This is a genomic window from Bacillus sp. FSL K6-2869, assembly GCF_040869405.1.
In the GTDB taxonomy this organism is placed as follows: domain Bacteria; phylum Bacillota; class Bacilli; order Bacillales; family Bacillaceae; genus Bacillus; species Bacillus altitudinis.
Genome location: NZ_CP152035.1, coordinates 2867410 through 2885567, shown reverse-complemented (window position 1 = coordinate 2885567; position 18158 = coordinate 2867410). Strand labels below are relative to the sequence as shown.

The window sequence follows — 18158 nt, the reverse complement described above, 5'->3', positions numbered from 1 at the left end:
GTGATGAATGTGGCACTTTCACCAGAGGAAGAAATCGAGGAAACAGAAGAAGACGAAGAGGTAGAAACCTCGACGACGTATCGCATAGATTTTGAAAATGGTAGGCTGACAAATGAAGCCATTACAGGCATTGAATCGATCCGTCAATTTATTTATATGACATTGAGAACAGAGCGCTATGCACACCCCATTTACAGTCACGACATTGGTACTGAAATTCAGGAGCTATTGACCGATACAGAAGCAACAGATGAATACAAAGAAATGGAGATTCCAAGATTGCTAGAAGAAGCATTGGTCGTTGATGAGCGGATTGATCATATTGAAGAGATAGAGGTCACGAAGCAAAATGATGCCTTTCAAGTCAAACTAGCCATTGTCACAGATGAAGGCACATTAGAAATAGAGGAGGTGATGGAGGGAGATGTTTGAGGAGCAAACGTATGAGGCGTTGATGGAAAGAATGCTGGACAGGCTGCCAGATGACATAGATAAAAGAGAAAACAGCGTCATTTGGAATGCCTTGGCACCTGCTGCTGCTGAACTGGCTCAGTCGTATATTTGGCTTGATCAAGTATTTGAGCTTGTCTTTGCTGATACAGCACAGGGGGAATTTTTAGATCGACGAGCAGCAGAAGTGGGGATTGAACGAAAGCCAGCCACCAAAGCGGTCTGGTCCGTAACCATTCAACCAGAGAACGTAAATATTCCAGCAGGATCAAGATTCTTTATTGAAGATGTTTATTTTCAATTTTCAAAGGACGGTACACTAGAATGCGAGACAACAGGTACAGTCGGCAATGGGCAATTAACAGGTCAGCCGTTGCTATCGCTTGATACCATTCCGGGTCTAGAGTCGATGATCATGAAGGAATTGGTGATACCAGGGCAAGAGGAAGAAGATGATGCGTCATTATACGATCGGTATTTAATACGCGCAAGGCGAGAGGCTGTCAGTGCCAACAGAGCACATTACAAAAAGTGGGCCGAGGAAGTGGTTGGTGTCGGCAGAGCGAAAGTATTCCCGCTATGGAATGGAGAGGGAACGGTCAAAATTGTCATCACAGATGGCAATCTAGATGTAGCATCTGAGCTTCTTGTCAAAAGGGTCCAGGAGTATATCGATCCTGTACCGGGAGAAGGAGAAGGACAAGCTCCTATTGGCTCAAAAGCAACTGTGGAAAGCGCCAAGTGGCTGGATATTGACGTAGAAGTGTCCGTCGAACTTCAGATGGACTGGACACTTGAGGGTGCGCAAAAAGAAATAGAAGAAAAGGTCAAAGCACTGTTAAAATCAATCGCATTTGAAAAAAGTACGATTCGAATGTCCGCTTTAAATGATATTTTGTACCATTCAGAGAGTGTGTCCGATTATGCAAACGTCTTATTGAATGGGGAGTCAAAAAACTTAGTATTACAGGACATTGAGATACCACGTCTGAGGCAGGTGAAGGTTATTGAGCAAACTTGATGAAATGAAAAACTACTTGCCGCCTTATTTCACAGAGATTTATGATGTGGATCATTTACTAAAAACGGAGGCGCCAGAGTTTGAACAATTGGATGAATCCATTTTTGATGTAACGGATCAATTTTTCCCTTTAACAGCGACGTGGGGATTGAATCGGTGGGAAAGAATGCTCAAGGTGCAGCGAGAGTCAGATGATTCGATTGAGCTGCGCAGAGCGCGATTACTTAATATGATGTCGAACATCCCACCAATTACGTATCTGTCATTAGAGAAATCTGTGAATCGATTTCTTAAAAATCCGAGTGCGATCATCCGACTTACAACCAATCGTTATCATTTTGCATTGCGTGTCAACCTGGATGACCTGCAAAACACAAGATATATCGTCGAAATACTCGAAACGTTAAAGCCAGCACATTTGGCGTATACGTTCACCGCCATTCATCATACCGATGTTCATGAAACAAATGATCATCACCAGCGGCTCACACTGCGAAGCAGAGTGGGCTTTTTCGATCATATTCCAATTTTACTCAATGGTGAATTCGTATTAAATGGAACGTTCTATCTCAGCGGGATACGAGGTACTACGGAGGTCCCTGCTCGCTTTCGGCATTCATTAAAGATGAGAATGCCGCTTCAACAAGAGAAAGAAACAGCATATCGTCTGAATTATGTCATGACTGGAGCATCGCATGAAACGAAGCAAGCAACTACGCTGACTTTGCGCGCAAAGAACCAGCTTTCACATCAAACGAAAAAGAGGATGACGTTCCGCTTACCGGTACATGTTCAAAATGAACAAGGCGGCAGTTTACTGATCAAGGAGCATTATTGGATTCTCGATGGATCCATTCCGCTTGATGGATCAAAAATGCTAGCAGCAACTTCTAAAAAAATAGACCTATAAGGAGGATCACAATGGCTGATCAATTAACCGTAACCACACTCTATGCACGTCAACAAATGGCAAAGGCACGAGCAGAAGGAACAAAACTCACAAAAGTCGTCAAAATGGCATTCGGAAATGGAGGAACAAAGGATGGAAAACCGATCTCTCTTGACGGAACCGAACAAGCACTCAAAAAAGAACTGATTCAAAAAAATATTGACTCGTTTACCTTCATGGAACCGGCAAAAATCCGCTACACCTGCACCATCGCTGAAGGAGAACTCGCAGGCGAAGTCATCAATGAACTAGCCCTTGTCGACGAGGCCGGCAAATTCACCGCCATCCGCACCATGACAGACAAACAAAAAGACGGCGACATCGAATTTGTTTTTGAGATTGATGATATTTATTAATGGAGGCGAAAAGAAGTGGATATCAAAGCACCTTCACCATTTATCACATCTGACAAAGCCCATGCCAACTTATTTAACAGGATGGTCAACACACTTGTGGAGAATGACAATGCGCTCAGTCAACAAATAGCAGGGATAACGAATGAAAGCTTGTTTATTTTAACAGGCGACCAAGCCATTCAAGATGCATCAGTCAGCGGTGAGGAATATCCAATTGGCATTACGTTTATGGATATTGGCCAAGCCAATGATACGGGATATCCGACGAGATATGGCTTTGTGAAGAATGAGAAGATCAGTAATTTTCGATTTGTACAATACTATTATGGCACTGGAAACGAAGCTGGTAATTATTTTGATAGTACTGGAATTTGGTGCAGGCATTGGTGGACGGGATCGGGGTGGACCGACTGGCATAAACTCTCTGGTTTTCTTCATACGAATATTGGCACAACTGGTAAGCAGCTGCTTAATAATGCAGAGCGACAAAAAATCCTTTTTAATCGAAAAATAAAAGATAGTCACAATCATTTTGATATAAAAAATAGTCGTTTTATTTGTCCGGAAAACGGTATGTATCTAGTAAACGCTGGAGTCTATATTGAGACGGTTCAAATGTATGCAAATTTTGAGCTGTCTATTTTTTTAAATGGTAAAAATTATAAAAATATATCTCATTATAGACATCTCCCTGCCACACCCTCTGAAACGGCAAAACTTGATATAGGTTTATATGGGGCTGCGAATGTGCCAGCGAATAAAGGAGATTACATTGAAATTTACATGTATATAGGATATGCGGGAAATTCCGATCGTTATATATCTGATAATTCAGGCTGGTACAACTATTTCGATATTACGGAATTAGGCGGCCGTAATTTTCCGAGAGTGTAGGAGGAGTCAGATGATTTTATATGAAGCCATTAAGTATAAATACCCCGCTGCGGACCCACAAAAAGATTTTGAACTAAGAAATGACGGCGACGGTTCTTATATAAACGAGTGGTATCTAGATGTGCCAAAGCCAACGGTAGAAGAGTTGAAGAAATGGTGGGAAGAATCCAAAGCCAACCCGATGTATCAACCACCTCTTCCACTAGATTATCTAGCACAAGAAGTAGCCAAAGAAAAGCTGATGAGAAAACAACTTGAACACCAATGTGATCATCTAACAAAAGAACTAAAGGCGCTAAAAAGTGAGATTCTTTTCATTAAAGGAGGGAGTGAAACATGAATTATTGGGTCATGGCATTATATTTTCAATGGGTGACACCTGAGTTGGTCAAACAAGCCATTGAATTAGGGGATTGTTCAATGGAAGAGATGAAAGAGGGATATCACCAGCACATACTGACTTTAGAGCAATTAAAAGAAATTGACCCAAACTTTCTAAAAGAAGGAGTAGATGGAAATGGAGATAAAAAAACCAAAGTCATTTGAAGTTAGCGACAAAGCCCATGCTGATTTATTCAATGACATGGTAAAGGTTTTACTTGAGAATGATCAGGGACTGTTAGAACAACACATTGGCCATATTGATGACACCAAGCCACATGCATCTGAAGAAGAGAAGAAGAAATGGAATGAATCGCAGTTATATAAGATCACAGGTGATGACGGCAAACACTTGATCTCTGTTTCAGCTGACAAAAATATTTATGATGAGATAAAAGATAAGGGGACCTGTACTTTCATTGCATCCCCAGGGGTAGAAGATTCCCCTGCACCCAGCAATGCTTATTTAAGAGGAATACAGACTGTTGGACAAAATAACATTGGTACTGGATTTGCGGTAGACACGTCGGGTTATGCATATTACTTCTTCTATAATTCTACCCATGTATCTATCACTTGGACGCAGCTGCCGAGAACAGTTGATAAAGATAAATGGAATGGCAGCCAATTAATTAAAATTACAAATGACACGGGTGGTGTACGTGTATCTGTAGGAACTACAGAGAGTTTACTCGATAAAATTACACAGGCGGGAAAGGCATTTGGCACGTTTTATTCTCCAGCAGGTGTACAGGACAATCCTTCAGCTTTATCTGCACGCGGTTTTTATCACTTTACATCTACGGACAGTAATAACAAGGGGACGTTTGGATGGGTGATTGCTGTAGATTATCGCAATAACGTCTTTACGAATTATCTTGATTTAAATTTAGGCTGGCAGGGCTGGCGTAGATTACTGTCTGATGCGGATGATGAGGTGAAGTGGAACAAGGTAGAACCTCCGCAGCTCGAAAATGGTTGGAAAATATATAATTCTGTCGATGGTATTCCCCACACCGTGCAATATAGTAAAGATGCATTAGGTGTGGTTGAAATTATTGGGTCAATTACCGGTGGTAAGGTTGGTTTTGACTCTGTTGCTTTTACCTTAAAAGAAGGATTTAGACCAATACAATCGACTCACTTTATTGGAGTAGCGTCAAGCATAGGTAAGAGTAGTACACCACAAATTCATAGGACATCAATCGGGACAGATGGAAAAGTTTGTGTCCAATATTGTTCTAATGATCTGAATCCTAATGAATTTATCACGTTTGGTTTCCGATTTAGAACGAAGTGAACTAGTTGCTTTTATCATAATATCGCTTAATAATAAAGTTTTTTTGGAAGGAGAAACCGTTATAAAAACACCTCAACCTTTTAAGACGAGTGATAAAGCTCATGCAGATCTCTTTAACGATTTAGTGAAAATTTTGATTGAAAATGATCAGGAACTACTAGAACAATTCAACCTTCATAAGGGAGATCCAATTCCTCACGTATCTGGTTCAGAAAAGAAAAAATGGAATGAATCACAGCTATATAAACTGACAAATGATAATGGGTCCCAATTGATTAATATCCCTGCTGGTGGCAGTATCTATGAGGGAATTAAAGCGCTAGGGGCTTGCTCATTTTATGCGCCAGGTGGTTCTGGAGTAGTCGATTCTCCAGCTATAGTAAATGCTGCATTAAGAGGCTTTCAGCTAGTAGGTCAAAATAATATCGGTGTAGGAATCGCAATCGACACTTCAGGTAATTCATTTTGTTTTTACTATCATGTGAATGAAATTGCGATCAATTGGCTGCAAATGCCTACTCAAAACGAAAAAAACAAATGGGACGCAGGACAACTATCTAAAATTACTGCTGACGCTGGAAAAGCTTTTGAAAGAATTAATGCGGATGATCCTAGTATTTTAGATAAGCTGATAAAATTGCCGGGAGTTCATTCATGGTACATTCATGAAGCACATCCAGATCTTCCGACAAGAAGTTCCATGAGGGCTTTGTCTGTTTTTAGTGAGAATACCTATGGATGGGTCATCGGTGCAAACAATACAGGAGATGTCTATATTAACCGTTCAACAACTGATGTAACGGGTACACAACAAGAGTGGAGCGGTTGGAAACGTCTCAATGACCATAACCTATTAAATTCAAAGGGATTAAGACTTTCAATGTCAATAGGAACTGATATTTTAACGCTGCCATCCGGCTTTTACTTTGCTGTAGGATCTAATATTGTAAATATGCCTGTCGATAATGATTCTTCTTGGTTTAATATCGATATCTTAGAAACTGTAAATGGTAGAAAGACCATTCATGTCTGCAGAAGTTACGACAACACTCATTGGTTCGGAACAGTCCATACTGATGGTGTTTTTAAAGGGTGGAAAAAACTAGTGACTGATGCTGATTTTGAAAATGTTAAGTGGCTAAATGTAACCTTAGGTAATGGTTCTTCTATTGGAGAAAGACCAGTTGAATATACTAGATGGGGAAATTTATTATTGTTGAGAGGTCACCTAAAAGCAAATAGAGAAGTTATCTGTGGAAGTATTCCAATTACAGGCTTACCAGATAAAGGACTAGTAGTATCAGTTCCCGTATCAGGTACAACGGGTCATAGTAAATTACTTATATACAAAACAGGAGAGCTAAAGCTAACTGGTTTATTATCAGCAAATGATAGTGCGGTAACTGGCTACTATTTAGACACGGTCATCCCATTAAATTAAGGAAGTGATAGTATGATACAAGTCTATGAATACAATCATCGATACGAATTGGTCAGACCTATAGAAGTGTCTCAGGTGGATGACGAAGGAAATTATGTAGTGCCAGATCAATGTACAACAATTGCTCCACCTAATAATCCATCCTTCTATAAAGCAGCATTTGATGTAAAAAAACAACAATGGTATGAATCAGCGACCCAAGAGTATATAGACAGCTTAAAACCGGCCCCACTCCCGCCAAGTGATATCGAACTTTTAAAGAAACAAAATGCTTTGTTATCAAAACAATTAACGCAGCTATTAGCTATGCAAAAAGTAGGTGCTTCAGAATGATGTTTCCAACTGTAGCGGATATCAAACAATTCTGGGACTGGCAGTGTTACGGCCCAGAGGACATTGCATTTTATGTAAGCATTGGCTGGATCTCGGCAGAAGACTATCAAAATATAACTGGAGAAATATACAAAGCCTAATGGCTTTATTTTTTTGCCGGAAAGAAGGTGATTCAAATGGAAGTAGATGTCGTTAAAATTTAATTTCATAAGACCCAATTACCTTTCTTACTGTTTAATGTGCTCAATACAAAAAGGAACGAGAACAGGGGCTCACATTATTATTGAAATAATTGGCTCAATTATGGGAAAAGATAACACTCCACAATTTCATAGAGCGTCTATCTGTATTTACTGATGAAAAAGCTGCGTGTCATAATTAGAATGAATGTATTACTTTTGGTAAAAGTTAAAAAATTATTAATCGATAAAACTCGAAACAACATACGAAATTGTAGAAAGGAGAAAACACAATGGATATAAAAACTCCACGTTCTTTTGAGACGAGTGACAAGGCTCATGCTGATTTATTCAACGATATGTTGAAAACATTGCTCCATAACGATACTGGTATATCAGAACAAATAACTCTTCATATCAATGATCCGAGCCAACACTCTTCAGAAGTAGAAAAAAAGAAATGGAATGAATCGCAGCTGTATAAAATTACAGGAGATAGTGGAGTACAACTTTTAAATGTTCCTGTCGGCTCAAAAATTTTTGACTCAATTAAGGAAAAAGGAACATGCACTTTTTATGCTCCCAGCGGAATAGAGGATAGCCCTTCACAATATGCCATTAGAGGGATACAGACAGTGGGGCAAAATAATATTGGAACAGGTTTCGCAATAGACACAGCAGGCAATGCATATTACTTCTACTATAATTTGGGCCATATATCTATTACTTGGACGCAGCTGCCGACAATAGCTGATAAAGACAGATGGAATAATGGTCAATTATATAGATTGACCGAAAATAATGGTAAGCCAATTTATAGAGGTGTAAGTGAAATCACAGATTACAACGAGATAACTGATACAGGGCTTTATCTTATCTATAACAAAGGTCTAAACGCGCCTGAATTAATTGGTGGAGCCTTTATGATTGTAATCAGTTATGGGACTACCCTATTACAAACTGTATATGAGAAAGAAGGACGTAAATCATACTACAGAGTTAAAAAAACAGATTCTACTTGGACTAAGTGGACACGTGTCCTTACAGATGATGATATAAGCAGTACATGGAATCAAGTAACGTTAGTCGCTGGCACAACAATAAAACATTTTGCGGGAAACCCTCTCAAATTCTCCATACGTCTAAATACTTTACACATTCGGGGATCGTTTGAAGGAGTTCCAGCAAATGAAACAGTCATAGCACGTTTTACTCAAAAACCTTCAGCTAAAACTGTGTTTGTCGGCGCAACGGTAGGGTCCTATGGAGCTGCTAGATTTATACTCGATACAGATGGTTCATTACGTTTTGATGGAATGTCCGCCAATGACAACTCGTATGTAAGCAGATTTGAATTAAATGAATCTATTCCACTATGGTAAAGGAGGGAAGATAAATGCACATTTATTACTATGACGAGAAGTTTAAATATCAAGGCGAAGATGTAATAAGTGATTATGATGAGATGCCGAAAAAAGCGACGGATGTAAGACCGAAAGAGAATTTATATGTTCCTGAATATGATGAGGAAACGAGAGAATGGTTTGAATCAGCATCCAAAGAGTATATCGATAGCTTAAAGCCAGCCTCTTTTCCACCAAGTGATATAGAACTTTTAAAGAAGCAAAATGCTAATCTGCTTCAGCAACTTGCAGAGTCAGAAAAGAGAGCAGAGGAACAATCAAAAACAACAGCAGAACTTGTCATGTTACTGACTGAAAAGGGGGTAATTTAATTGAATTGGTTCCATAGTATTTCATTGTTCTATCAATGGAAGTGTTATGAAAATGAAGATGTAGCAAAATTTGTTCGTTTCGAGAAGATTACGCCGAAACAATACAAAGAAATAACAAACGAAGAATATGCAACTAACGCTGAATAGGCGTTTTTATTTTGCCTTCTTTTAGAATGTGCAAAGTGAGGGAGTAGGTGAGTGTAGTGGAAATGGATTTGACTCAATATTTAATGACACAAGGACCGTTTGCGGTGTTGTTCTGTTGGGTGCTGTTTTACGTATTAAACACGACAAAGGAAAGAGAAAACAAACTCAATGAGCAAATCGAGGCGCAAAATGATGTGTTAGCAAAGTTTAGTGAGAAGTATGACGTCGTGATCGACAAGCTCGATAAAATTGAACGAAATTTAAAATAGGAGGAAAACATCATGAAAACATTCGACAAAGGCACTGTGATTCGCACAGTGCTTCTTTTTATTGCGCTTATCAACCAAACGCTTGTCATGTTTGGACAAACAGTGCTGCCGATTAGCGAGGAGCAAGTGCAAACCGTAGGAGAGGCACTATATGTGGCAGGTTCCACAATTTTCACTATGGTCACTGCCGTGATCGCTTGGTTTAAAAATAATTATGTGACCTATAAAGGTCAATTGCAAAAAGATGCCCTGAAACAAAGAGGGTTAACAAAATAATTTTTGAAGGAGAAACAATATGGTGAAGATCATTCAAGCACTCATCCCAAAACAAAATCGCAACAGACCAGGAAACAGGATGAAGCCGCTCTATATTACGGTGCATAATACATCGAACACTGGACGGGGGGCTGATGCGGCAAATCATGCAGCATTTGTTGCTCGGGCAAGTACCGGGGTTAGCTGGCACTACACGGTCGATGATCAGGTCATTTATCAGCATTTACCTTTAAACGAAAATGGCTGGCACGCAGGAGATGGCAGGGGAACCGGCAATATGAAATCAATTGGAATTGAAATTTGTGAAAATGCAGGCGGTAACTTTGAACAAGCCGTTAAAAACGCCCAATGGCTCATTCGAAAACTGATGGGGGATTTAGGAATTCCTTTATCAAACGTGGTGCCGCATAAGCATTGGAGCGGGAAAGAGTGTCCGCGTAAGCTGTTAAATCGGTGGGATGGCTTCAAAGCTGGTATTGCATCAGCATCAAGTCAAATGACAACAGCTAAACCTGTGAAAGAAACATCTATCAAAACCATATCAACGAGATCAACATCTAAAACCAACAAGGTCAAAAAAACATACAGTTTGCCTGCAGGTATTTTAAAAGTGACGAAGCCTCTTACAAAAGGGTCAGCTGTAAAAGCTGTACAACAAGCCTTAGCATCGATTTATTTTTATCCTGATAAGGGAGCGATCAATAATGGAATCGATGGGTACTACGGACCCAAGACTGCGAATGCAGTGTCTCGATTTCAAATGATGCATGGGTTAACCCCAGATGGCATATATGGTCCAAAGACCAAAGAAACATTAAGAAAGGTCATAGAAAGTTAACACATATGGAATGAATCAACCCTTATCTATTATAAAAAAGTAAAATAAAACCATTTTTGGAGTTATTTGTTTTATAATGGTAAAAATGAATGGAGGGGTTGTATGAAGCGGATAAGTGTAATGATGTCTCTTTGTTTCATTGTCATGTTCCATTTTAATATGGAAAAGGTTGCAGCTAAGACCATTTATCGAGAAGTAGAAGTTGATTTCATCATGACGGAACAGGAAAAAGATCTGTGGGTACCAGGAGGTCAAAATAATCCTGAACAATATCCATCTACTTATGGCTACCAATTTTCTATACTAAATGCAGAGGGTTGTACTTTAGAGGTGACACTCTTCAGAACATCCTTATCAGGAACGGATTTTCCGTCATCAGTCAAAGAGTATACAGGTAACCAATATGATCTAAGTGCAACAGACCGAATTTTATCAAGTGGGCGCTACATTTATAGACCCCATGGTATTAAACTGACTAAAAAAGAAGGCTGCGGGGATGTTGAGATAAAAGGAGTCTTTGGTTATCAAATTCAAGAACCAGACAAATAAGCTTTTATGAGTAAGATCAAATGAAAAAGCCTATCCATCATTGGATAGGCTTTTGATAATGGAGCATAGCGGGATCGAACCGCTGACCTCTACGCTGCCAGCTTTCACGACGTTATTTCTACGTTAGTTATCTCCGTTAAGTCATCCGCGCTTCCAGGACATCTATCCGAAAGAGATTTCGTTATTTCCTGACGAAGATGGAAACGCATTATTCGTAGTTTTAAACGAGAAACGTATTTGAAAATCACTTAAAATCCCGCAGTGCAAAATGGAAGGGGGGACAAGGAGGGTTAATTTTCCTTATTCACCACAATATTTAACTTGCTCTAGCGATCTAGCGATCTAGGGATTAGGTAAATAATATATCTTAGCCCCTTGAAAATTATTCGGGAAGTTTCTACAGATAAATTTAGAATAATTTTGTTTATATTACATAATAATACAAAATGAACTGTTGAATAGATAAGGATGTGGTTGTAAGATGAATATGATAAAAAAAACAGCTTTAAAAGGAGGATATATTTTGACTTTAAATGATAAAGTTGAGGTTGTATCTAATAGCGATGAAGAAATATTTGGATTAATTGGTTTTGTTAAAGAAATTAAAGAAGGTAAACACGGTACTGAAATAAGGCTATCAGACGATATGGGTTTTGAAACATGGATAGATATTGATGATGTGGAAATTTACAACATATAATTTGAAAATTATTCAAAAAATGTGATATTATAAACCTATCTTTTATTAAACGAAAAGGTAGGTCTTCTTATGCATATGGATTTCAGGGTATACCAACTAATTAGTGCAAATGATCTAACATTAAGAACAAATGAATTGTTTGAATACTTAAGGGGTGTAGCGAAACTTCCCGGTGAGTATGGTTTTGAATACTGTATAACTAATGAGATTGATGTTACTGAGAATATCATTACATTCTGCTTCAGTGAGGAACATGCGCCTAATGTCAATTCTGTTGATGAAGATAAAAACAGCTTTGCGCCTGATGTCGCTCCTTACCTTAATACTTTCTTTGCTCTCGATTTACAAGAAAAAAGAATGCTTGTCCAACACAGAAACTATCCTCCGACAAACCTCAATAAAGATCAAACGATGTCGAGAGTTGGAATGATTTTAGAAGAAGCATTTCAAAATATTTATGGATCGGTATTTAATATTCAAAATACTCAAAGGGCTGTAGATGATGAAGATTTTGTGAGGGTTTTTGAGAATAATAGAGTAACTCTTTTAAGAGTGAAGTTGTTTCAAAATGGACGTAGAATAATTAATGGAACCCAAATTTTTGATGATAATGATTTAAATAATTACTGGATTCAAGGTTTCGAATCAGACGCCAGTGATACTTACGAGGTGATCCTAAAAGCACCAGGAAAAACAGGAGAAGGAGACTTAAGAGATTCTCCTATTGCCAGGAGCTTATTAAACCTAGCTAGAAAAGAAATATTAGAGTTAAACTATTGGGATGAAGAAGGTTCTTCAGATACTATGGCGAGAACTGATTTAAAAAAGTTTAGGGTTAGGGGAATAAATAAAGATTCTGATCCAATAGCTGCTGTACATGCTATTTATAGAGAAATTTATGCGAGAAGAGCCGAAGTAAGAGGGTTCAGAGTAATGGAAGATTTAAACTAATAAAGTTAGCATCCGAGGGGTGCTTTTTTTGTTTCCTGTAAACTGCTTCCGATAATTCTTTACACCAAGCATCGGCTTAAAGGTAGAGTGCGGCGGCAGTTTAGAGAGCATAAACGTAAGGCCGCGTCTGAAGGAACTAATGAAGGCGGATGGCTGGACGCAAACAAGACTGTCCGAGGCGTCGGGCGTTCCGCAGGGTTCTATCTCGCGGTTCGATTCGAATGGCCGGCACGAGGATTGGCAGGTTGTTGCGATCATGAGAGCTGGCGGATGGAAGTACGAAGACCTGTTCGAAATAGAGGACGAAGAAGGCGGTGAGTAGGGACGTTCAGGGCGAGCGTCTCTTTTTTTGCGGACGAGGCGGAGCCGAGGGCGCTGTACTTAAATACATACGGAAAGGATAGTCACGGTTAAAATATTTCAAACAGTTCGTAGATTTATTTTGTTTTCTAACATCAAAGCTCACTCTTAAGAGTATTTTTCCTATTTTTCTTTAAGCTTTATAATCTCCACAGCCGGATATGCGTATCATCAAACGGATTCAATAAAACCGACCCTTCGCGTTGAGCAAATCGGAAGAGTGTCCGGAGCGTCTTTATATAATCGTTTACGGACTTCGGCGACATGCCGGGCGTTTTGTGTTCGTCTTTTTTGAACTTATGGCCGTCGAATTTAACTCGTTCGTGCAACAAAGCCGCGAGCAAAGTCGACGTCTATATCACGTATGTCATCGTCTAGTCCGATCATACGCGCGTATTCTAATAAGTAACGACACGCCCTCCGGTACCGATCGATAGTTTCCGGGGCCCTATTTTCCGCGAGCTTGGCCGCGCATATTTTCTCGCAGATGACCGAGATTGAATACGTTTTTCCGCGCGTGGTTTTAGTGATCGTCCTTTCCGCCTAGACACGCTTACCTTTCCGTCGTTCTGAATGCATTAAAAAATCGCCTCCTATTCGTATAGAAGACGACTAATTTACCGGTGCGCTACACTGCGCGACATAGGAGCGGTACACCACGTTAAGTCAACGTCTAAGTCACCGTTAAGTAAACGTTGGTATACCGCCATTTTACCGGAGTATGGAGCATAGCGGGATCGAACCGCTGACCTCTACGCTGCCAGCGTAGCGCTCTCCCAGCTGAGCTAATGCCCCGAGTATGACGACATAACTTATTATAATCAATCCTCCTGTAAAATTCAAGCTGTAAAACACAAACACCCCGGCTATTTTTCTTTCTGATCAATCGGAATATAGTCAAAGATTTCTCCCGAATGAACCGAGTGGGCTAATCGTCTAAGCCAGTCATAATAGGCTTTTGAGCTTTCAAGCTGTTCAATGAGCTGTTTCGCTTCCTCTTTTTCATGTTCCTCCGCCTGATCATCACGAGCTACATCTTGAAGGCGTTCTTGCGCTTCTTCAATCGCTGCTAGATTGACCTCAACCTCTCGTTCCCATTTTTGCGGGAAGAAGTTCATGAAAAACTTAAAAAAGTCTTTCTCAGCAACAAAGCTGTGTTTTCTTCGGCCACGGTGAAAGGTCTTTTTGACAATATTCATGTCTTGCAGTTTTTTCACACCCGTACTCATACTAGGCTTACTCATTTGCAGCTCTTCACGCATCTCATCCAGCGTCATTTCCTCATTTAAATACATCGTCCCATATAAAATACCCGCACTTCTAGTAATGCCATAGAGATCCATTGTTTCAGCGATGGAATCAATGACGAGATCTTTAGCAGCTAAAATGCGTTCCTCTGCTTGTGGCTGTTCCTGCTTTTTCATCTTGTCCCTGCTTTCTATTAAGTGAATTCAATACGTTCAAAAAAATCTTTATGGACTATATGTTAACGAAAGAATGCAAAATGTCAAAATAAAAGAAGCATATCCACCCTTTGACAGAAAAATTTGAACATGTTAAGTTAATTATGTTCAAAACGTTAAATTTTTATTTAACAAACTTACCAAAGAGAATCAGAGGAGGTTCCTTCTATGAGTCAAACACTATTTATCGATGGACAATGGGTTGGCGCTAAGAGTGGCGACACAAGAGATATCATCAATCCATTTAATCAAGAAGTGATCGCGACAGTCAGTGAAGGATCAAGAAATGACGCGCAGTTAGCCATTAAGGCAGCAAGAAAAACCTTCGATCAAGGTGATTGGGCAAACATGCCTGGACTTGAAAGAGGAAATATTGTGTTCAAAATTGCTGAATTGATTAGGCGAGACCTAGATGAATTAGCCAAATTAGAATCACTTGATACGGGTAAAACATTAGAAGAAAGCAAAGCTGATATGGACGATATTGCGAACGTGTTCCAATATTATGCGGGGCTTGCTGATAAGGATGGCGGGGAAATCATTGCATCGCCTATTCCAAACTCAAAAAGCGAATTAGTCCGAGAACCTGTCGGTGTATGCGGTCAAATCACTCCTTGGAACTATCCATTGCTTCAAGCGAGCTGGAAAATCGCTCCTGCCCTTGCAGCTGGAAATACAATCGTACTAAAGCCAAGTGAAATTACACCATTAACCACGATCAAAGTTTTCAAACTTATGGAAGAAGCGGGTGTTCCAGCAGGCGTTGCCAACTTAGTGCTTGGACCTGGAGCAACTGTTGGAGATGAGCTGGCTGTCAATGACCAAGTCGATTTAATTTCATTCACAGGCGGTATTGAAACAGGTAAGAAAATCATGCAGGGAGCCAGCGGGAATGTGAAGAAAATCGCCCTTGAGCTCGGCGGGAAAAACCCGAATATCGTCTTTCAAGATGCTGATTTAGACGTAGCGGTTGACCAGGCAATGAATGCTGTGTTTTTCCATGCAGGGCAAGTGTGTTCAGCAGGTTCACGCTTGTTAGTGGAAGAATCCATTCACGATGAATTTTTAGAAGAACTGGTGAAGCGTACGAAAAAAATCAAGCTAGGCAACGGCTTTGATGAAGGAACCCAGAGCGGACCGCTTATCTCAGCTGAGCATCGAGAAAAAGTAGAAAAATACGTCAGCATCGGTTTAGAAGAAGGCGCAACATTAGAAACAGGTGGGAAACGACCTGATGCAGAGGAGCTTCAAAAAGGATTCTTCTACTTGCCGACGATTTTCTCAGGCTGTACATCAGAGATGCGAATTGTACAGGAAGAAGTGTTTGGACCAGTCCTCACTGTCGAATCCTTCCGATCAGAGGAAGAAGTCATCGAGCTGGCAAATGACACGATTTATGGTTTAGCAGGAGCGGTGTGGTCTTCTGATATCGGCAAAGCCGAACGAGTGGCTCGTCAATTAAGATTAGGCACGGTATGGATCAACGACTTCCATCCTTATTTTGCCCAAGCACCGTGGGGTGGATATAAACAATCAGGTCTTGGACGTGAATTAGGACGTACGGGCCTTGAAGAATATACGGAACTAAAACATTTATATCGAAATACAAAACCAGAAGCGGTTCATTGGTTTAAATAAATATCACTTATCTGGAGGAGATTCTATATGACTTTAAATATGAAAATTGAAAGCATGCAAAAATTCCATACGTTTGAAATTCCGACTGTCATCAAGCATGGCATTGGGGCAGTGAAACATGTTGGGGAAGAAGTAAAAGCATACGGCGTTTCAAAGGTATTGCTTGTCACAGATCCTGGTATTTATCAAGCAGGTGTTGTAGATCCAGTGATTGCTTCATTAAAAGAAGCGCAAGTTGATGTGGTTCTATTTAATAAAGTAGAACCAAACCCGCCAGTCCGTTTAGTGAATGAAGGGTCTGCGTTATATGAAAAAGAAGGCTGTAATGGTTTAGTCGCAGTAGGCGGCGGAAGCTCAATGGATACAGCGAAGGCTATCGGTGTGGAAGCGACTCATGAAGGATCAGTTCTTGATTACGAAGCGGCTGAGGGGAAAAAACCGCTTGAAAATAGAATCCCTCCGTTAACCACAATTCCGACAACGGCTGGTACAGGTTCAGAGGTCACGCAGTGGGCAGTGATCACTGACGAAGAAAGGGAATTCAAATTCAACACAGGTGGACCGCTCATTGCAGCTCACCTAACAGTGATTGATCCTGAGCTTCATGTATCTATGCCGCCGCATGTGACGGCAATGACGGGTATCGATGCGCTTGCGCACGCGATCGAATGCTATACGATGAAGTTTGCTCAGCCAATTACAGATGCGGTAGCGCTCATGGCCATTGAATATGCTGCTCATTATATTCGCCGTGCCTTTGCCGATGGAGAGGATTTGGAAGCAAGATATGGGATGGCACAAGCTGCGATGCTTGCCGGACTTTCCTATGGCAGTGAATCAGCTGGCGCAGCCCATGCGATGAGCCAAACGCTTGGAGGCATTATTCCAGTCGCACATGGCCAATGTGTAGCGGCAATGATGGGACCTGTCATGGAATATAACTGGAAAGGGTACCCAGAGAAATTCGCTCGAATTGCGCAAGCATTCGGGATTGATACAAGCAGAATGACAACAGAGGAAGCTGCAAAAGCAGCAGTGAATTGGATGTATGATTTAGTGGAAGACCTAGAAGTTCCTTCATTAGAAGAACAAGGTGTACCAAAAGATATGATCGACCGTTTATCTAAAGAAGCAATGAAAGATCCGCAAACAGTTGGAAACCCAAGAGACCTGAACGAAAAAGCATACAACTGGATTTACGCTCGCTGCTTTGATTTAACACCTAAAACAGTGTAACAATGAAAAAAGGCTCCCAAAAGGGAGTCTTTTTTATATATTATAGCTGTTCTTTAATTTCTTTAATTTGATGAATATGGCGTTTTTCGTGTGCACCAATAAAATCAAGGTATTGCTTTAATGAAAGCTCTTCAAACACAGGATGTGCAATCACGCGTTTGAAATCTTCCTCTGTAAACGTTGATAAAATTTGATTTAATTTCTCACGAGCTGTATCAAGCTCATCTTTTAAATGTGTAGGTGTCACATGCTTGCGCTCTGGTTCAACAATACTAGGTGCGGTGGCTTTTTTTGAACGATCCTCTGCCATTTCCACCGGCTTTGGCTCATATTCTTTAATCGGTGCTTTTTTCCCCTCAGCAGCTAGATGTTTTGCAGCAACTAGGTCCATCTTCTTTAAATGATCTGCAACTTCTTGAATACTCCAAGTATCATCAGATAATTTTTGATTTAATTGTTCTTCGCTCAATCCTTGCAGCTCCTGCCACAATTCTTGTCTTGCTTCATGTAATAAACTCATTTCTCTCACCTCAAGGTCAAATTTTATCATACTGGTACAAGACAATCATTCTTTAGCTATCCGAGAAATCCTTTAATGAATTGTGATGAAAAATGAAACCTTTACAAAAGTGGTTCGTATTACCTGTTAGAAGGAATACACTTGGATGTGAGCATGGTCTAAATGAATGAAA

The 18158-nt window shown here is 40.1% G+C and carries 25 protein-coding genes and 1 tRNA gene; 23 read left to right on the top strand and 3 right to left on the bottom strand.

Features of this window, described 5'->3' with window-relative positions; genetic code table 11:
• Positions 1–9 precede the first annotated feature (9 nt).
• The 21 genes from MHI58_RS14995 (at position 10) to MHI58_RS14895 (ending at position 13091) form a co-directional block, all read left to right on the top strand.
• The gene (locus MHI58_RS14995) at positions 10–432 is read left to right on the top strand and encodes a DUF2634 domain-containing protein (protein WP_041507673.1); all 423 of its coding nucleotides are present in this window, start codon (positions 10–12) and stop codon (positions 430–432) included.
• Positions 425–1471 (top strand): baseplate J/gp47 family protein, encoded by a 1047-nt coding sequence (locus tag MHI58_RS14990; protein ID WP_039169972.1) that lies wholly within the window; start codon positions 425–427, stop codon positions 1469–1471. Before MHI58_RS14995 ends, MHI58_RS14990 begins: the two co-directional genes overlap by 8 nt.
• Positions 1458–2381 (top strand): YmfQ family protein, encoded by a 924-nt coding sequence (locus tag MHI58_RS14985; RefSeq protein ID WP_041507672.1) that lies wholly within the window; start codon positions 1458–1460, stop codon positions 2379–2381. Before MHI58_RS14990 ends, MHI58_RS14985 begins: the two co-directional genes overlap by 14 nt.
• Positions 2382–2392: 11 nt before the next feature.
• Positions 2393–2776, top strand: a complete 384-nt coding sequence (locus MHI58_RS14980) for a phage tail protein (RefSeq protein ID WP_017359000.1) — start codon at positions 2393–2395, stop codon at positions 2774–2776.
• A gap of 15 nt (positions 2777–2791) precedes the next feature.
• On the top strand, positions 2792–3670 hold the full coding sequence (locus MHI58_RS14975) for a hypothetical protein (protein WP_041507671.1): 879 nt from the start codon (positions 2792–2794) through the stop codon (positions 3668–3670).
• Positions 3671–3680: 10 nt separating this feature from the next.
• The gene (locus MHI58_RS14970) at positions 3681–4010 is read left to right on the top strand and encodes an XkdW family protein (RefSeq protein ID WP_041507670.1); all 330 of its coding nucleotides are present in this window, start codon (positions 3681–3683) and stop codon (positions 4008–4010) included.
• The gene (locus tag MHI58_RS14965; RefSeq protein WP_041507669.1) at positions 4007–4216 is read left to right on the top strand and encodes a phage portal protein; all 210 of its coding nucleotides are present in this window, start codon (positions 4007–4009) and stop codon (positions 4214–4216) included. Before MHI58_RS14970 ends, MHI58_RS14965 begins: the two co-directional genes overlap by 4 nt.
• Positions 4188–5351, top strand: a complete 1164-nt coding sequence (locus tag MHI58_RS14960) for a hypothetical protein (RefSeq protein ID WP_041507668.1) — start codon at positions 4188–4190, stop codon at positions 5349–5351. The genes MHI58_RS14965 and MHI58_RS14960 overlap by 29 nt, the downstream gene beginning before the upstream one ends.
• On the top strand, positions 5311–6792 hold the full coding sequence (locus MHI58_RS14955; RefSeq protein ID WP_368004333.1) for a hypothetical protein: 1482 nt from the start codon (positions 5311–5313) through the stop codon (positions 6790–6792). Before MHI58_RS14960 ends, MHI58_RS14955 begins: the two co-directional genes overlap by 41 nt.
• A gap of 12 nt (positions 6793–6804) precedes the next feature.
• Positions 6805–7125 (top strand): hypothetical protein, encoded by a 321-nt coding sequence (locus tag MHI58_RS14950; RefSeq protein WP_045034524.1) that lies wholly within the window; start codon positions 6805–6807, stop codon positions 7123–7125.
• Positions 7122–7265 carry an XkdX family protein gene (locus MHI58_RS14945; protein ID WP_178897252.1) on the top strand — a complete coding sequence of 48 codons (144 nt, stop codon included), beginning with the start codon at positions 7122–7124 and terminating at the stop codon, positions 7263–7265. Before MHI58_RS14950 ends, MHI58_RS14945 begins: the two co-directional genes overlap by 4 nt.
• 332 nt (positions 7266–7597) lie before the next feature.
• Positions 7598–8686 (top strand): pyocin knob domain-containing protein, encoded by a 1089-nt coding sequence (locus MHI58_RS14940; RefSeq protein ID WP_025207860.1) that lies wholly within the window; start codon positions 7598–7600, stop codon positions 8684–8686.
• A gap of 14 nt (positions 8687–8700) precedes the next feature.
• A complete protein-coding gene (locus tag MHI58_RS14935; RefSeq protein ID WP_045034523.1) occupies positions 8701–9039 on the top strand; it encodes a hypothetical protein in 339 nt (112 codons plus the stop codon).
• Positions 9040–9186: an XkdX family protein gene (locus MHI58_RS14930; RefSeq protein WP_079920581.1), complete on the top strand. Its 147-nt coding sequence runs from the start codon at positions 9040–9042 to the stop codon at positions 9184–9186.
• A 56-nt stretch (positions 9187–9242) separates the two neighbouring features.
• Positions 9243–9455 carry a BhlA/UviB family holin-like peptide gene (locus MHI58_RS14925; protein WP_008344062.1) on the top strand — a complete coding sequence of 71 codons (213 nt, stop codon included), beginning with the start codon at positions 9243–9245 and terminating at the stop codon, positions 9453–9455.
• 12 nt (positions 9456–9467) lie between these two features.
• Positions 9468–9731 carry a phage holin gene (locus tag MHI58_RS14920; protein WP_008361671.1) on the top strand — a complete coding sequence of 88 codons (264 nt, stop codon included), beginning with the start codon at positions 9468–9470 and terminating at the stop codon, positions 9729–9731.
• 19 nt (positions 9732–9750) lie between these two features.
• Positions 9751–10569: an N-acetylmuramoyl-L-alanine amidase gene (locus MHI58_RS14915; RefSeq protein WP_046344321.1), complete on the top strand. Its 819-nt coding sequence runs from the start codon at positions 9751–9753 to the stop codon at positions 10567–10569.
• A 102-nt stretch (positions 10570–10671) separates the two neighbouring features.
• Positions 10672–11118 carry a hypothetical protein gene (locus MHI58_RS14910; protein WP_045034521.1) on the top strand — a complete coding sequence of 149 codons (447 nt, stop codon included), beginning with the start codon at positions 10672–10674 and terminating at the stop codon, positions 11116–11118.
• Between the two features lie 481 nt (positions 11119–11599).
• Positions 11600–11818: a hypothetical protein gene (locus MHI58_RS14905; RefSeq protein ID WP_045035326.1), complete on the top strand. Its 219-nt coding sequence runs from the start codon at positions 11600–11602 to the stop codon at positions 11816–11818.
• A gap of 69 nt (positions 11819–11887) precedes the next feature.
• Complete coding sequence (locus MHI58_RS14900; protein WP_045035327.1) at positions 11888–12769, top strand: hypothetical protein; 882 nt, start codon at positions 11888–11890, stop codon at positions 12767–12769.
• Between the two features lie 139 nt (positions 12770–12908).
• The gene (locus tag MHI58_RS14895) at positions 12909–13091 is read left to right on the top strand and encodes a transcriptional regulator (protein WP_045035276.1); all 183 of its coding nucleotides are present in this window, start codon (positions 12909–12911) and stop codon (positions 13089–13091) included.
• 760 nt (positions 13092–13851) lie between these two features.
• On the opposite strand, the gene MHI58_RS14890 is transcribed toward MHI58_RS14895, so the two are convergent.
• Together MHI58_RS14890 and MHI58_RS14885 are read right to left on the bottom strand one after the other, a co-directional pair.
• Positions 13852–13924, bottom strand: a tRNA-Ala gene (locus tag MHI58_RS14890).
• Positions 13925–13995: 71 nt separating this feature from the next.
• Positions 13996–14553 carry a GbsR/MarR family transcriptional regulator gene (locus tag MHI58_RS14885; RefSeq protein WP_045035275.1) on the bottom strand — a complete coding sequence of 186 codons (558 nt, stop codon included), beginning with the start codon at positions 14551–14553 and terminating at the stop codon, positions 13996–13998.
• A gap of 207 nt (positions 14554–14760) precedes the next feature.
• On the opposite strand from MHI58_RS14885, the gene betB reads away from it, so the two are divergent.
• Both betB and MHI58_RS14875 read left to right on the top strand, forming a co-directional pair.
• Entirely contained in the window at positions 14761–16230 is a 1470-nt protein-coding gene (betB, locus tag MHI58_RS14880) for a betaine-aldehyde dehydrogenase (RefSeq protein ID WP_045035274.1), read from the top strand.
• Between the two features lie 27 nt (positions 16231–16257).
• The gene (locus MHI58_RS14875; RefSeq protein WP_008344050.1) at positions 16258–17466 is read left to right on the top strand and encodes an iron-containing alcohol dehydrogenase; all 1209 of its coding nucleotides are present in this window, start codon (positions 16258–16260) and stop codon (positions 17464–17466) included.
• Between the two features lie 40 nt (positions 17467–17506).
• Here the strand turns inward: MHI58_RS14875 and MHI58_RS14870 are convergent, their stop codons facing one another.
• Positions 17507–17986 carry a DinB family protein gene (locus MHI58_RS14870; protein WP_045035273.1) on the bottom strand — a complete coding sequence of 160 codons (480 nt, stop codon included), beginning with the start codon at positions 17984–17986 and terminating at the stop codon, positions 17507–17509.
• Positions 17987–18158: the final 172 nt, after the last annotated feature.

Excerpts from the sequence above, each read along its gene's own strand:
- MHI58_RS14895 (WP_045035276.1), top strand. The coding sequence starts at position 12,909 with ATGAAGGCGGATGGCTGGACGCAAACAAGACTGTCCGAGGCGTCGGGC.
- MHI58_RS14990 (WP_039169972.1), top strand. The coding sequence starts at position 425 with ATGTTTGAGGAGCAAACGTATGAGGCGTTGATGGAAAGAATGCTGGAC.
- MHI58_RS14870 (WP_045035273.1), bottom strand. The coding sequence starts at position 17,986 with ATGAGTTTATTACATGAAGCAAGACAAGAATTGTGGCAGGAGCTGCAA.
- MHI58_RS14970 (WP_041507670.1), top strand. The coding sequence starts at position 3,681 with ATGATTTTATATGAAGCCATTAAGTATAAATACCCCGCTGCGGACCCA.
- MHI58_RS14965 (WP_041507669.1), top strand. The coding sequence starts at position 4,007 with ATGAATTATTGGGTCATGGCATTATATTTTCAATGGGTGACACCTGAG.
- MHI58_RS14910 (WP_045034521.1), top strand. The coding sequence starts at position 10,672 with ATGAAGCGGATAAGTGTAATGATGTCTCTTTGTTTCATTGTCATGTTC.
- MHI58_RS14980 (WP_017359000.1), top strand. The coding sequence starts at position 2,393 with ATGGCTGATCAATTAACCGTAACCACACTCTATGCACGTCAACAAATG.
- MHI58_RS14915 (WP_046344321.1), top strand. The coding sequence starts at position 9,751 with ATGGTGAAGATCATTCAAGCACTCATCCCAAAACAAAATCGCAACAGA.
- MHI58_RS14960 (WP_041507668.1), top strand. The coding sequence starts at position 4,188 with ATGGAGATAAAAAAACCAAAGTCATTTGAAGTTAGCGACAAAGCCCAT.
- MHI58_RS14900 (WP_045035327.1), top strand. The coding sequence starts at position 11,888 with ATGCATATGGATTTCAGGGTATACCAACTAATTAGTGCAAATGATCTA.
- MHI58_RS14940 (WP_025207860.1), top strand. The coding sequence starts at position 7,598 with ATGGATATAAAAACTCCACGTTCTTTTGAGACGAGTGACAAGGCTCAT.
- betB (WP_045035274.1), top strand. The coding sequence starts at position 14,761 with ATGAGTCAAACACTATTTATCGATGGACAATGGGTTGGCGCTAAGAGT.
- MHI58_RS14945 (WP_178897252.1), top strand. The coding sequence starts at position 7,122 with ATGATGTTTCCAACTGTAGCGGATATCAAACAATTCTGGGACTGGCAG.
- MHI58_RS14955 (WP_368004333.1), top strand. The coding sequence starts at position 5,311 with ATGAATTTATCACGTTTGGTTTCCGATTTAGAACGAAGTGAACTAGTT.
- MHI58_RS14905 (WP_045035326.1), top strand. The coding sequence starts at position 11,600 with ATGAATATGATAAAAAAAACAGCTTTAAAAGGAGGATATATTTTGACT.
- MHI58_RS14875 (WP_008344050.1), top strand. The coding sequence starts at position 16,258 with ATGACTTTAAATATGAAAATTGAAAGCATGCAAAAATTCCATACGTTT.
- MHI58_RS14935 (WP_045034523.1), top strand. The coding sequence starts at position 8,701 with ATGCACATTTATTACTATGACGAGAAGTTTAAATATCAAGGCGAAGAT.
- MHI58_RS14885 (WP_045035275.1), bottom strand. The coding sequence starts at position 14,553 with ATGAAAAAGCAGGAACAGCCACAAGCAGAGGAACGCATTTTAGCTGCT.
- MHI58_RS14920 (WP_008361671.1), top strand. The coding sequence starts at position 9,468 with ATGAAAACATTCGACAAAGGCACTGTGATTCGCACAGTGCTTCTTTTT.
- MHI58_RS14950 (WP_045034524.1), top strand. The coding sequence starts at position 6,805 with ATGATACAAGTCTATGAATACAATCATCGATACGAATTGGTCAGACCT.